The sequence below is a fragment of the Chelatococcus sp. GCM10030263 genome (assembly GCF_042666455.1).
In the GTDB taxonomy this organism is placed as follows: Bacteria; Pseudomonadota; Alphaproteobacteria; order Rhizobiales; family Beijerinckiaceae; genus Chelatococcus.
The window spans coordinates 100,853-114,167 of record NZ_JBHTDB010000008.1 but is presented as its reverse complement, the minus strand read 5'-3'; the positions used below and the strand labels follow the sequence as shown (position 1 = coordinate 114,167).

Annotated in this window: 10 protein-coding genes; all 10 read left to right on the top strand. The window is 67.5% G+C overall.

Going from position 1 to position 13,315, the window contains the following annotated elements; translation table 11 throughout:
• Positions 1-138: 138 nt before the first annotated feature.
• The 10 genes from ACFQU1_RS18060 (at position 139) to ACFQU1_RS18015 (ending at position 13,301) form a co-directional block, all read left to right on the top strand.
• Positions 139-1,638 carry an ABC transporter substrate-binding protein gene (locus tag ACFQU1_RS18060; protein ID WP_378135192.1) on the top strand — a complete coding sequence of 500 codons (1,500 nt, stop codon included), beginning with the start codon at positions 139-141 and terminating at the stop codon, positions 1,636-1,638.
• A 15-nt stretch (positions 1,639-1,653) separates the two neighbouring features.
• The gene (locus tag ACFQU1_RS18055) at positions 1,654-2,583 is read left to right on the top strand and encodes an ABC transporter permease (RefSeq protein WP_378135190.1); all 930 of its coding nucleotides are present in this window, start codon (positions 1,654-1,656) and stop codon (positions 2,581-2,583) included.
• On the top strand, positions 2,580-3,443 hold the full coding sequence (locus ACFQU1_RS18050; RefSeq protein ID WP_378135188.1) for an ABC transporter permease: 864 nt from the start codon (positions 2,580-2,582) through the stop codon (positions 3,441-3,443). Before ACFQU1_RS18055 ends, ACFQU1_RS18050 begins: the two co-directional genes overlap by 4 nt.
• An 8-nt stretch (positions 3,444-3,451) precedes the next feature.
• On the top strand, positions 3,452-4,243 hold the full coding sequence (locus ACFQU1_RS18045; RefSeq protein ID WP_378135186.1) for an SDR family NAD(P)-dependent oxidoreductase: 792 nt from the start codon (positions 3,452-3,454) through the stop codon (positions 4,241-4,243).
• Between the two features lie 7 nt (positions 4,244-4,250).
• Positions 4,251-5,162, top strand: a complete 912-nt coding sequence (locus ACFQU1_RS18040; protein ID WP_378135184.1) for a polysaccharide deacetylase — start codon at positions 4,251-4,253, stop codon at positions 5,160-5,162.
• Between the two features lie 135 nt (positions 5,163-5,297).
• Positions 5,298-6,857 carry a gamma-glutamyltransferase family protein gene (locus tag ACFQU1_RS18035; protein ID WP_378135182.1) on the top strand — a complete coding sequence of 520 codons (1,560 nt, stop codon included), beginning with the start codon at positions 5,298-5,300 and terminating at the stop codon, positions 6,855-6,857.
• Positions 6,854-7,837 carry an ABC transporter ATP-binding protein gene (locus ACFQU1_RS18030; protein WP_378135180.1) on the top strand — a complete coding sequence of 328 codons (984 nt, stop codon included), beginning with the start codon at positions 6,854-6,856 and terminating at the stop codon, positions 7,835-7,837. Before ACFQU1_RS18035 ends, ACFQU1_RS18030 begins: the two co-directional genes overlap by 4 nt.
• Positions 7,834-8,808 carry an ABC transporter ATP-binding protein gene (locus ACFQU1_RS18025; protein ID WP_378135178.1) on the top strand — a complete coding sequence of 325 codons (975 nt, stop codon included), beginning with the start codon at positions 7,834-7,836 and terminating at the stop codon, positions 8,806-8,808. Before ACFQU1_RS18030 ends, ACFQU1_RS18025 begins: the two co-directional genes overlap by 4 nt.
• 206 nt (positions 8,809-9,014) lie before the next feature.
• Complete coding sequence (locus ACFQU1_RS18020) at positions 9,015-10,130, top strand: efflux RND transporter periplasmic adaptor subunit (protein ID WP_378135176.1); 1,116 nt, start codon at positions 9,015-9,017, stop codon at positions 10,128-10,130.
• A gap of 27 nt (positions 10,131-10,157) precedes the next feature.
• Positions 10,158-13,301: an efflux RND transporter permease subunit gene (locus ACFQU1_RS18015; RefSeq protein ID WP_378135174.1), complete on the top strand. Its 3,144-nt coding sequence runs from the start codon at positions 10,158-10,160 to the stop codon at positions 13,299-13,301.
• Positions 13,302-13,315 lie beyond the last annotated feature (14 nt).

The window sequence follows — 13,315 nt, the reverse complement described above, 5'->3', positions numbered from 1 at the left end:
GGAGGTTTGCACCACCGCAAGGGAGATCACGGACGACCATGACTGACGAGAGGCTCCGCATCCGCCAATAACAACAGCAATGCGATGTGAAGCCTATTGCCGGGAACCGCGAATGGTTCATCAATAACGGAGGGGAAGATGCAGGGATTGCTGAAATCATTGGCCGGCGCGGCCTTTGCCTTCGCGCTCGTCGTGTCGCCGGCGCTCGCGAACAAGGAACGCTTCGTCGTCGACCTCGTCAACGAGCCGTCGTCGCTCGACCCGCATGTGCAGTGGAACCCGGACAGCTACTACGTCTATCGCAACATCTTCGATAATCTCGTTACACGCGACAACGGCGGCAAGATCATCCCGCAGGTCGCGACCTCCTGGAAATACCTGTCCGACACCGAAATCGAGTTCAAGCTGCGCGACGACATCAGCTTTCATGACGGCAAAAAGCTAACGGCCGACGATGTCGTCTTTTCGGTCAAGCGGATCACCGATCCGAAATTCGGCAGCCCGCAGCTCAGCCAGTTCAACAAAATCGTCGACGCAACCGCCGTCGATCCGACGACAGTGCGCCTCAAGACCGACGGTCCCTATCCCGCATTGCTCGCCCAGCTCGTGAAGCTCTCCATCGTGCCGAAGCATGTGGTCGAGGCGGTCGGCAAAGATGCTTTCAATCTGAAGCCGGTCGGCAGCGGGCCTTACAAATTCGACGGCTGGCAGCGCGGCGTGCAGGTCACGCTTCTGCGCAATGACGCTTACTGGGGCGAAAAAGGTCCATTCCCCACGGCGGTGTTCCGTGCCGTGCCGGATGCGGCGACCAGGCTTGCCGATCTGCAGGCGGGGACGGCCGACCTCGCCGTGACGCTCGACAGCGATCTTGCGGCGCAATTGAAGAGCTCGCCGCGCGCCAAAGTCCTCTCCGTTCTCACCGAGCGCGTCGCCTATCTCGCGCTCAACGTGCAGCGCGCGCCGCTGACGGATGTGAAGCTGCGCCAGGCGATCGCTGCCGCCATCGATAAGCAGGGCCTCGTCGATGGCGTGCTCGGCGGCTATGACAAGCCCACGAGCGAGCTGGTGGCGCCGGTGAGCTTCGGCTATGTCGAGGGCATCGAGGCGCCGCCCTATGATGCAGCCAAGGCCAAGGCCTTGGTGCAGGAGATCGGTGCGGCAGCCAAGGCGCCCATGGCGCTTCTGACCGCGCCTGTCTATGACCAGCGCGTCGTGCAGGCGATCCAGCAGATGCTGGCCGATGCGGGCCTCACTGTCTCCATCGAGATGACGGACATGGCCAATTGGCTGAAGCGGATGCAGAGCGGGCCGGAGGCCGCGCCGACGGTCTCCTTCAGCCGCTGGTCCTGCGCCTGCCAGGATGCGGACGGCACGCTCTTCCCGCTGCTGCATTCCTCGAGCGGTTGGGCGACCGTGCGCGACCCGGCGCTGGACAAGCTGCTGGTCGAGGCTCGCGAGACCCTCGACGAGGGCAAGCGCCTCGCGCTCTACAAACAGGTGCACGAGACGGTGGCGAAAAGCCTCTATCTCATCCCGCTCTATCAGGCGGCCATTCTCTATGGCGCGGCCAAGGAGCTCGATTGGCAGCCCACGCCCAATGAAAGCATGTTCTTGAACCGCATGCGCTGGAATGGCTGAGGGCGGACCGCGGCGATGAGCTCATTTCTCCTGCGCCGGCTCGGACAGGCCATCGTCACGGTCTTCGGCGTCGCGACGCTCATCTTCTTCCTGCAGCGTCTGACGGGCGATCCGACCCTTCTGCTCGTGCCGGAGACGGCGACGCAGGCCGATATCGACGCGCTGCGGCATGCGCTCGGCTTCGACCGGCCGCTGCCCGTCCAATATCTCTCCTTCCTCGGCGAGATGGCGCGCTTCGACCTCGGCCGCTCGGTGGTGCAGAACGTGCCGGTCGCCACCATCATCGCCTCGCGCCTGCCCTATACGCTCGAACTCGCGGCCGGCGCGTTGGTCGTCGCCTGCGGGCTCGGCATCCCTGTCGGCATCGCGCTGGCGCTCTTCCGCAACAGTGCCGTGGCCGGCGCGCTTTCCGGCCTCGTGCTCGCCGCCCAAAGCATGCCGACCTTCTGGAGCGGCATTCTCCTCATCCTCGTCTTCGCGGTGACGCTCGGCTGGCTGCCGCCCTCCTCGGCGGGCGGCCTCTCGCATCTCATCATGCCGTCCCTGGCGCTCGGCCTCCTCAGCATGGCGACCTTTGCGCGCGTCACGCGCACGGCGCTGCTCGACGAGCTCGGCAAGGATTACGTGCGCACCGCCCGCGCCCGCGGCGTGCCGACGGGCCGCCTCATCATGCGCCATCTGGCGCGCAACGCCGCCATCCCGGTCATTACCGTCGCGGCGCTGGAGATTTCCAATCTGCTCGCCGGTGCCGTCATCGTGGAGACGGTCTTCGCCTGGCCGGGCCTCGGCCAATTGACGGTGCAGTCGATCCTCGCCCGCGATTTCCCGATCGTCCAAGGCGTCGTGCTGCTCGGCTCCTTCGTGACCATCGGGCTCAATCTTGCAGCCGACCTCCTCTACAGCGCGGTCGACCCGCGCATCCGCCTCGGGCAGGCGCGCTCATGACGGTGGTCGCTCCCACCGTCACCGCGGCGCCCCGCCGCCGGCGCAATCTGCTGCGCGTCGCGCCTTTTCTGGCGATCATGGGCGTTTTCGTGCTTGTCGCGATCCTCGCACCGCTCGTCGCCCCCTATGATCCCTATACGCAGAACCTTCTCGGCCGGCTGAAGCCGCCCGGCACGGTGGCGCGCAACGTCCATTATCTCCTCGGCAGCGACGAGCTCGGCCGCGATCTTCTCAGCCGCCTCGTCTATGGCGCGCGCGTGTCGCTGTTCGTCGCCTTCTCGTCGGTCGTTCTCTCCGGCGTGGTCGGCACGCTGCTCGGCATGATCGCCGGCTACAGCCGCGGGGTGGTCGAGATGATCATCATGCGCATCGTCGACGTCTTCCTGTCGGTGCCGGCCATCCTGCTCGCCATCATCACCGTCGCCGTGCTCGGCCCCGGCCTCACCAATGTGGTCTTCGTGCTCGCGCTCACCCGCTGGCCGCGCTATGCCCGCGTCGCCTATGGCCAGACGCTCACGGTCGCCACCATGCCCTATGTGCGGCTCGCCGCCTTCATGGGCGCAAAGCCGATCTGGATTCTGTTGCGGCACGTGCTGCCGAACATCCTCGGCGCCATCGCGGTGGTTGCGACGCTCGAATTCGGCCTCATGGTGCTCTTCGAGGCGGGCCTTTCCTTCCTCGGGCTCGGGGTGCAGCCGCCGACCGCGAGCTGGGGCGCCATGCTGTCCACGGGCCGCAACTATGTCGCGACCGCCTGGTGGATCGCGACCTTCCCCGGGCTTTGCCTCTTTCTGCTGGTGCTTTCGGTCAATCTCATCGGCGATGACCTGCGCGACCGGCTCGATCCGCGTACGACATGAGGACAGCAATGGATTTCTCCAGTGATCTTGCCGGCAAGCGCGTCATCGTCACCGGCGCCTGCGGCGTCATCGGCGGCTGGCTCGCCGAGGCCTTCCGCGACGCCGGGGCGAAGCTTTGCCTGACGGACCGCCGCGCCGACGTGCTCGACGGCCTCGCCGGGCGCCTCGGCCTCGACGGCGACAGCTTCGTGCAGACCGCCGACCTCACGGACGAGGCCTCGATCAACAGTCTCGTTCGGATCATTGGCGAGCGCTGGGGCGCGGCCGACGTGCTCATCAACAACGCCGGCATCTATCCGAGCGGTTTCCTGCTCGACATCGACACCGCCGAATGGGACCGCATCTTCTCCATTAATCTGAGGGCGCCGTTCATTCTGACGCGCCTCGTCGCGCGCCAGATGATTGAGGCCCGCGTCAAGGGCAGCGTCATCAACATCTCGTCGGGCGCCTCGCGCAAGATGCGCCGCACGGTCGTGCCCTATTGCACCTCGAAGACCGCGCTCGACCGGCTGACTAAGGGCTTCGCCATCGAGCTCGCCGAATTCGGCATCCGCGTGAATGCCCTCGAACCCGGCTTTGCCGCCGGCAGCGAGGTGAGCGACCTGACGGAAGAGCATATCGCCGCGACCGTCGGCTCCATCCCGCTCGGGCGCCCGTCGTCGGCCGCCGATGTCGGCCAGGCCGCGCTTTATCTGGCGAGCAGCGCCGCGAGCTATGTCACCGGCGCGACGCTCACCGTCGACGGCGGCAATTCCATCGGCTCGCTCGCCGTCTACCAGCCGAAGAAGAAGCCGTTGTGAGGGCGCGATGACCTCTCCTCAAGTCCGCTACGAATGGCCCGAAGACCGCCAAAGCGCCTTCGCCTTCACCGTCGACGTCGACGCGGAGGCCCCGCTCCTCTGGACGCTGCGCGACGACGCCGGCTATCGGCGCCTCGGGCAATACGAGCAGCGCCTTTACGGCCCGCGTGCCGGCATCTGGAACCTGCTCGATCTGCTCGACCGCTTCGGCATCAAGGGCAGCTTCTTCGTGCCTGGCGTCGTCGCCGAGAACCATCCCGAGCTCTTGCCGGCCTTCGTCGAACGCGGCCACGAGATCGGCCTGCACGGCTATTTCCACGAGATCGTCAGCCAGTCCTCCGACGAGGAATTCGTCGCGGCGCTCGACGCCTCGCTCGCCATCTTCAAGGCGCAGACCGGTATCGTCCCGAAAGGCTTTCGCTCGCCGGCCTGGGAGATGACGCCCGGCATGCTCACCGAGCTCGCGCGGCGCGGCCTCTATGACAGCTCGCTGATGGGCTTCGATCATCCCTATACCATCGGCGGGGTGCCCGAGGTGCCTGTGCAGTGGACGATCGACGACGCGGTCTATTTCAAATTCGCCGGCGGCGGCGCCGACAACTGGCCGCCCATGGCGCCCGGTCCCATCCTCGATGGCTGGCTCGACGAATGGGAGGTGATCCACCGCTTCGGTGGCCTCTTCATGCTGACCGTGCACGACTGGATCTCCGGCCGCGCGCAGCGCATCCGCATGCTGGAGCGCCTGCTCGAACGCATCCTCGCCGAAAAGAGCGTCTGGGTGGCGACGGTGGGTGACATTGCCGCCCATCACGCCGCCTCGGCCAATGCCGAACGTTTCGCCGTGCCGGTCGAAACGCCCCCCTCGATCGGCCCTCGCCGGGCCCACGTCCCCTCTCCCCGCTCGCGGGGAGAGGGTTAGGGTGAGGGGCCGCGGCGCTGTGTCATTGATGATCGAGGCGAGGCTCAGATTCCCCCTCACCCGGCGTGCGGGCGCTTCGCACCCGCAAAGCCGTCCTCTCCCCGCAGGCGGGGAGAAGGGGAACCGTGGCGCCACATGGATTCGGAGGACCTGATGCAGACCTGGACCTTGCGCAAACCGGCCGTTCGCACGCGCCACGGCCTCGTCGCCGCGCAGAACCGCCATGCGGCTGAAGCCGGCGCGGCCGTGCTCGCCCGCGGCGGCAATGCCATGGACGCGGCCGTGGTCACGGCCCTCGTCCTCAGCGTGGTCGAGCCCTGGCTTTCCGGCATCGGCGGCGGCGGCTTCCTGCTGCATGCCGACGGCACGGGCGAAGTGAACACGCTCAACTTCAACCTTTGCTCGGCGAGCGCTCTCGATCCGGCCGACTACCCGCTCGTCGGCGGCAGCGACGACAACTGGTTCGATTGGCCGGCGGTGGAAGGCGCGCGCAACGTCAAGGGCTATGGTTCGATCTGCGTGCCCGGCGCCGTCGCCGGCCTGTCGGCTGCGCTCGAACGGTTCGGCACCCTGAGCTTTGCGGATGCGCTGCAGCCCGCCATCGGACACGCCGAGCGCGGCCTTGAAATCGATTGGTATGCTTCGCTGTGCATCGGCATCGAGGCGAGCGAGCTTGCCCAGTTCCCGGCGACCGCCGCGCTCTTCCTGGACAACGGCCTGGCGCCGCGTGCCGCCGAGCGCGGCGAGCCCCGCCGCCGGCCCATGCCGGCCAAGGCGCGGCTGCTGAAGCGCCTCGCCGCAGCCGGCGCCCGCGATTTCTACGAAGGCGAAGTGGCCGAGATGCTGGTCGTCGATCTCCAAGCCGGCGGCTCGCGCATCTCCCGCGAGGATCTCGCCCGCTACCGGCCGGAATGGTATGCGCCGCTGAAGGGCGACTATCGCGGCTGGGAAGTGAATGCCATTCCGGGGCTCAGCGGCGGCCCGAGCTTCCTCGATGCGCTCGGCGCGCTCACGCGCGACGCCGATTTCGGCCGCCGCGCGCCGGGCGAGGCGGCCCTCGGCTTTGCCCGCGCCATCCGCCAGGCCTATGACCGGCGGCTCCGGACGATGGGCCATGCCGGCTCCAAGGAGCCGAGCTGCACGACGCATATCAGCGTCGTCGACAAGAACGGCACGATGGTGTCGCTGACCAATACGCTGCTCTCGCGCTTCGGCTCCAAGGTCGTGCTGCCCAATGCCGGCCTCGTCATGAATAACGGCGTGATGTGGTTCGACCCGCGGCCCGGCCGCCCGAATTCCATCGCGGCCGGCGCGCGCCCCCTCGCCAATATGTGCCCGCTGATCCTCACCAACGGCGACAAGCGGCTCGCCGTCGGCGCGGCCGGCGGCCGCTCCATCTTCCCGGCGCTGACACAGCTCGTGTCCTATGTGATCGATTTCGGCATGAGCCTGGAGGAGGCCTTCCACGCGCCGCGCATCGATGCGAGCGGCCCGACCATCCGCGTCAATGCCCGGGCCGCTTCCGATGTCGCCGCGGCAGTGGCACGCGAGTTCCCGGTCGAGATCGTCGAGGACACGCTCTACCCGACGCAATTCGCGATTCCCTCCGCCGCCCTGCGCGAGGGCGAGGACAATATCGGCATGGCGCATCCGACGAGCCCCTGGGCCTCCGTCGCTGTCGGGACAACCGCATGACGGACGCCGCCGCGCCGCTCCTCGATGTGCAAGACCTCACCGTGACGATCGGCGGCACGTCGGTCGTCGACGGTGTGACCTTCGACGTGGCGCGCGGCGAGATCCTGGCGGTCGTCGGCGAATCCGGCTGCGGCAAAAGCCTGACCGCGCTGTCGCTCCTGCGCCTGCTGCCGCGCGCGGCGCGCATCGCGGCGGGCCGCGTCCTGCTCGATGGCACCGACCTCGCCACGATCGATGAGGAGCGCATGCGACGACTGCGCGGGGATCGGCTCTCCGTCATCTTCCAGGAGCCGATCGCCTCGCTCAATCCGCTGATGCGCGTCGGGGCCCAGGTCGCAGAGGTGCTGCAGCTCCATCGCGGTATGACGGGCGCGGAGGCCGCGCGCGAGGCGATCGCCATGCTGCGCCGGGTCGGCATCCCCGACCCGGAGCGGCGCGCTACGCAATATCCCTTCGAGCTCTCGGGCGGCATGTGCCAGCGCGTGATGATCGCCGCCGCCCTCGTCTGCCAGCCGGCGCTCTTGATTGCCGACGAGCCGACGACGGCGCTGGACGTCACCATCCAGGCGCAGATCCTCGATCTCATGAAGACGCTGCGCGCCGAGGCCGGCACCGCGATCATTCTCATCACCCACGACGTCGGCGTCGTCGCCGAGATGGCCGATCGCGTTGCCGTCATGTACGGCGGGCGCATCGTCGAGACGGGCCCCGTGGAGACGATCTTCCGCGATCCGGCACATCCCTACACGCGCCTGCTGCTCGCAACCGTTCCGCGCCTCGACGGCGCGCGCAAGACGGCCCTGCGCACGATCGAGGGCATGGTGCCGGACGTCCATTCCTGGCCGCAGGGCTGCCGCTTCCGCTCGCGCTGCCCCCTCGCCGACGCGGTCTGCGCGCAGGTGCCGCCACTGGCGCCGGTCGCCGGCGAGGCCCATCGCAGTGCCTGCTGGCATGTCGACCGCATCCGGGAGGTGGCATGAGCGAGCCGCTCCTTTCCGTAACCGATCTCAAGGTGCATTTCCCGGTGCGCGGTGCCTCGCGCGCGGCACCGCAGGTCGTGAAGGCGGTGGACGGCGTGGCGCTCACCGTGCCGGCCGGGCGCACGGTGGCGCTCGTCGGCGAATCCGGCTGCGGCAAGTCGACGACGGCCTACGCCATATTAGGTTTGGTGCAGGCGACGGGCGGACAGGTCCTTTTCGACGGCCGCGACATCACCCGGGCGAGCTCCGAGGAGCGGCGCAAGCTCGCGGGCGACATGCAGATCGTCTTCCAGGACCCGAGCGCCGCCCTCGACCCGAAGATGACGATCGGCGACAGCATTGCCGAGCCGCTCGCCATCCGGCATGTGCCGCGAGCCGAGCGGCGCCGCCGCACGGCCGAGCTGCTCGACCTCGTGGGCCTGCCGCAAAGCCACGCGAGCCGCTACCCCAACGAGCTCTCGGGCGGGCAGCGCCAGCGCGTCGTCATTGCCCGCGCGCTGGCGCTTCAGCCGAAGCTCCTCGTCTGCGACGAGCCGGTCTCGGCGCTCGACGTCTCCATCCGCTCGCAGATCCTCAATCTCCTGATGCGCCTGCAGCAGGAGCTCGGCCTCGCCTATCTCTTCATCTCGCATGACCTCTCCGTGGTGCGGCACGTGGCGGACGAAGTCGCGGTCATGTATCTCGGCACCATCGTCGAGCGTGGCCCGACCGATGCCCTCTTTGCCGCGCCCGGCCACCCCTATACCGAGGCGCTCCTCTCGGCCATTCCGCTGCCGGATCCTGTCGTGCAGCGCAGCCGGCCGAAGATTATCCTGTCGGGCGAATTGCCGAGCCCGCTCGCCGCGCCCAAAGGCTGCCCCTTCGTCGGCCGCTGCCCGATCCGCATCGACCGCTGCCCGGACGACCGGCCGCGGCTCGTCACGGGCCCGACCGGCACGGAGATCGCCTGCCTGGTGCGCGCGCCCGCATAACGTCCGCGGGACAAGCCACACCACTCACTCGTTCGGCTGTTAGGCCCGCGACGCCGAGGTGCGCTGACGCACAGCCCGACTCCATCCCGCGTGCCGCGCGCTGGCGTGTGCAGTGATAAAAATTGACATTCATCAGTCGTCACATACGGTGACCCCGCGTTCGGCCGCTCTTGCGCGCCTGACGGGTCACTTTGAGAGGGCGTCCGATGAGCACCAGCCATGCCTCCCCACGTCCCCTATCTTCCATCGGCCGGCTGATCCTGGCGCTGATCCTGCCGGCCATGCTCGCGGCCTGCGACACGCAATCGGCCGAGAAAGCCCCACGGCCGGACCGTCCGGTTCTGGTCGCGACCGTTCACTTTGAGCGGCTTTCGCCCGAGCGCAGCTTCGTTGCCAGCATTCGCCCGCGGATCGAGAGCGATCTCGGCTTCCGCGTCTCAGGCAAGGTGGCGCGCCGGCTCGTCGATGTCGGCGAGCGCGTCGGCGCCGGCCAGCCACTCGCCGCACTCGACGACACGGACTTGAGGCTTCAGGTCGACCAGGCGGAAGCCGAGCAGCGTGCCGCGACCACTGCGCTGGCACAGGCTGCCGCCGACGAGCGCCGCGGCGCCGAACTAATCAAGAAGGGCTGGTCGACGGATGCGACCTACGATCGGCAGAAGGCGGCAGCCGAGGAGGCGCGTGGACGCTTGACCCATGCCCAGCGCGCGCTCGAACTCGCCCGCAACAACCTTTCCTATGCGACCCTCGCGGCGGATACCGCCGGCGTCGTCACGGCGACGATGATCGAGCCCGGCCAGGTTGTTGCGCCCGGACAGGCGGCGATCCGCGTGGCGCGGCTCGATGCCAAGGAGGCGGTCGTCGCCATCCCTGAAGCGCTGGTGGAGCGCGCCCGCAGCGGCACCGCGACGGTGACGCTGTGGTCGAATGCAGACAAGCGCTATACGGCGCAGTTGCGCGAGCTCGCCCCTGCTGCCGACCCCGCGACGCGCACCTATCTCGCCCGCTTTTCGCTGCCCGATGCCGGGGAGGAGGTGGCGCTCGGCATGACCGCGACCTTGACGCTCGCCGAGCCCGGCGAGGAACGCGTCGCCCGGCTGCCGCTCTCGGCGCTTTTCGATCAGGGGCAGGGTCCCGCCCTCTGGTCGGTGGACGAGAAGACCGGCGCCTTGGCGCTCAAGCCGGTGACCGTGAAGGCCTATGACAGCCGCGACGTGCTCGTCACCGGCGGCGTCGAAGAGGGCGAGCGCGTCGTGGCCCTCGGCGTGCAGAAGCTCGACCCCAAGGACCACGTCAAGACCGTCCAGGCCCTGACTTTCTGATCGCAGTTCGAACGCGAGGCGAAGACGATGCGCCGGTTTAACCTTTCGCACTGGGCGGTGACGCATCCGGCCCTCGTGCTCTTCTTCATCGTCGCGCTCGCCGTCGGCGGCACCTTTTCCTATCTCAAGCTCGGCCGGGCGGAGGACCCCTCCTTCACCATCAAGGTGGCGGTGGTCACCGCCATCTGGCCCGGCGCAACCGCGCAGGAGATGCAGGATCAGGTCGCCGATCCGATCGAGAAGAAGCTTCAGGAACTGCCCTATTTCGACAGGGTACAGACCTATACGAAGCCCTCCTTCACGGCGATGCAGGTGAGCTTCAAAGACAATACGCCGGCAAAGGACGTGCCGGAACTCTTCTATCAGCTGCGCAAGAAGCTCTCCGACCTGCGCAGCGACCTTCCGGCGGGTCTGCTCGGGCCGAATGTCAACGACGAATATGGGGACGTCGATTCCCTCCTCTACATGATCACTGGCGAGGGCGCCGATTACGCTCAGTTGAAGCGTGTCGCGGAGGCGCTGCGCCAGCATCTTCTCAAGGTGCCGAACGTCACCAAGGTCAATCTCTACGGCGTGCAGGACGAGAAGATCTACGTCGAATTCTCGCATGCCAAGCTCGCAACCCTCGGCATCGCGCCGCAGGCCCTGTTCGACTCGCTTGCCAAGCAGAATGCGGTCGTCGCGGCGGGCACGGTCGAGACGAGCGCCCAGCGCGTGCCGCTGCGCGTCACCGGCGCGCTCGATGGCGCGCAGGCGGTGGCCGAAACCCCGGTCGAGGCGAACGGGCGCGTCTTCCGGCTCGGCGATATCGCGACAGTCACCCGCGGTTTCGTCGACCCGCCCGATTTTCTCGTGCGCCAGAAGGGCAAGCCGGCGCTCGGTGTCGGCGTCGTCATCGCCAAGGGCGCCAATATCCTGACGGTCGGCAAAGAGCTGGAAACGTCGCTCGCGACCTTTACGGCTGCCCTGCCTCTCGGCATCGACATCGACCAGATCGCCGATCAGCCGCTCGTCGTCGATCATGCGGTGGGTGAATTCGTGCGCTCCTTCGCCGAAGCGCTCGCCATCGTGCTCTTCGTCTCCTTCCTGTCGCTCGGCTGGCGCACGGGCATCGTCGTCGCGCTTTCGGTTCCGCTCGTGCTCGCCATTGTCTTCATCGTCATGAATGCGATCGGGCTCGACCTGCACCGCATCACGCTGGGCGCCCTGATCATCGCCCTCGGCCTTCTGGTCGACGACGCCATCATCGCCGTCGAGATGATGGTGGTGAAGATGGAGCAAGGCTGGGATCGCATGAAGGCCGCGTCCTTCGCCTGGGAATCGACCGCCTTTCCCATGCTCACCGGCACGCTGGTCACCGCGGCCGGGTTCCTGCCCATCGGCTTCGCCAATTCTTCGGTCGGCGAATATGCCGGCGGCATCTTCTGGGTGGTGGCGATCGCGCTCGTCGCCTCATGGTTCGTGGCGGTGATCTTCACGCCTTATCTGGGCATGAAGCTCCTGCCCGATTTCGCGAAGAAGAAGGGCCATAAAGCCCATGCGGACCCGAACGCCATCTACCATACGCGGCCCTATGAGGTGCTGCGCCGCATCATCACCTGGTGCGTGCGCCGGCGCGGCCTCACGGTGATCGCCACCGTGCTCGTCTTCGCCGCCTCGATCGTCGCCTTCGGCCGCGTGCAGCAGCAGTTCTTCCCCCTCTCGGAACGCCCGGAGCTGTTCTTCCAGATGCGCCTGCCCGAAGGCACCGCGATCGGCGTGACGGCCGAGACGGCAAAGAAGGCGGAGCGCCTCCTCGGCGACGATCCGGATATCGCGACATACACCACCTATGTGGGACAGGGTTCGCCGCGCTTCTGGCTCGGCCTCAATCCGCAGCTGCCGAACGAGGCCTTCGCCGAGATCGTCGTCGTGGCGAAGGACGTGGAGGCGCGCGAGCGCATCAAGGCCCGGCTCGAGAAGGCCGTTGCGGATGGCGCGCTCGCCGAGGCGCGTGTCCGTGTCGACCGCTTCAATTTCGGCCCGCCCGTCGGGTTCCCCGTTCAGTTCCGCGTGGTCGGCCCCGACCCGAACACCGTGCGCGACATCGCCTATAAGCTGCGCGAGGTGATGCGGGCGAACCCCAATACCATCGACCCGCATCTCGACTGGAACGAGCGGATGCCCTCCGTCGAGCTCGTCGTGGACCAGGAGCGGGCCCGCACGCTGGGACTCACGCCCCAGGATGTCGCCGGATCGCTGCAGACACTGATCTCCGGCCTCCCCGTGACGACGGTGCGCGACGGCACCGAAAAGGTCGACGTGGTCGCCCGGGCCGTGCCGGCCGAGCGTCTCGATCTCGGCCGCATCGGCGACCTCACCATCACCACCCGCAACGGCACGCCCGTGCCGCTCTCGCAGGTGGCGAAGATCGCCTATGGCCACGAGGAGCCGATCCTCTGGCGGCGCAACCGCGACATGGCGATCACCGTGCGCGCGGATGTCGTCGACGGCGTGCAGCCGCCGGACGTGACCAACCAGATCTGGCCGCAGCTCGAAGGCATCAGGCAGACTCTGGCGCCCGGCTACCGGCTGGAGATCGGCGGCGCGGTGGAAGAATCGGAGAAGGGCAATGCCTCGATCTTCGTGCTCTTCCCGCTCATGGTCATCGCCATGCTGACCATCCTGATGATCCAGCTGCAGAACTTCTCGCGGCTCGTTCTGGTCTTCCTCACGGCGCCGCTCGGCATCGTCGGTGCCTCTCTCGGCCTCAATGTGGCGAATGCGCCCTTCGGCTTCGTGGCGCTTCTCGGCCTCATCGCGCTCGCCGGCATGATCATGCGCAATGCCGTTATTCTCGTCGATCAGATCGAGGCCGACGTCACCCATGGCCTCAGCCGCCGCGAGGCCATCGTGGAGGCGACGGTGCGGCGCGCGCGGCCCGTGATCCTGACGGCGCTCGCAGCCATCCTCGCCATGGTTCCCCTGTCGCGTTCAGCCTTCTGGGGGCCGATGGCGATCACCATCATGGGCGGGCTGTTCGTCGCGACCTTCCTCACGCTGCTCTTCCTGCCCGGGCTCTATGCGTTGTGGTTCCGCAAGCGCCTCGACGAGAAGGGCGCGGGAGAGACCACGCCGGATGAAACGGCGCCCGCTTCACTGCCACCGGGGATGGCGATAGCGGCCGAATGACGGCTTGGTCATTT

Bases quoted from the DNA above. Each gene is read 5' to 3' on its own strand.
- ACFQU1_RS18060 (WP_378135192.1), top strand. From the start codon at position 139: ATGCAGGGATTGCTGAAATCATTGGCCGGCGCGGCCTTTGCCTTCGCG.
- ACFQU1_RS18055 (WP_378135190.1), top strand. From the start codon at position 1,654: ATGAGCTCATTTCTCCTGCGCCGGCTCGGACAGGCCATCGTCACGGTC.
- ACFQU1_RS18050 (WP_378135188.1), top strand. From the start codon at position 2,580: ATGACGGTGGTCGCTCCCACCGTCACCGCGGCGCCCCGCCGCCGGCGC.
- ACFQU1_RS18045 (WP_378135186.1), top strand. From the start codon at position 3,452: ATGGATTTCTCCAGTGATCTTGCCGGCAAGCGCGTCATCGTCACCGGC.
- ACFQU1_RS18040 (WP_378135184.1), top strand. From the start codon at position 4,251: ATGACCTCTCCTCAAGTCCGCTACGAATGGCCCGAAGACCGCCAAAGC.
- ACFQU1_RS18035 (WP_378135182.1), top strand. From the start codon at position 5,298: ATGGATTCGGAGGACCTGATGCAGACCTGGACCTTGCGCAAACCGGCC.
- ACFQU1_RS18030 (WP_378135180.1), top strand. From the start codon at position 6,854: ATGACGGACGCCGCCGCGCCGCTCCTCGATGTGCAAGACCTCACCGTG.
- ACFQU1_RS18025 (WP_378135178.1), top strand. From the start codon at position 7,834: ATGAGCGAGCCGCTCCTTTCCGTAACCGATCTCAAGGTGCATTTCCCG.
- ACFQU1_RS18020 (WP_378135176.1), top strand. From the start codon at position 9,015: ATGAGCACCAGCCATGCCTCCCCACGTCCCCTATCTTCCATCGGCCGG.
- ACFQU1_RS18015 (WP_378135174.1), top strand. From the start codon at position 10,158: ATGCGCCGGTTTAACCTTTCGCACTGGGCGGTGACGCATCCGGCCCTC.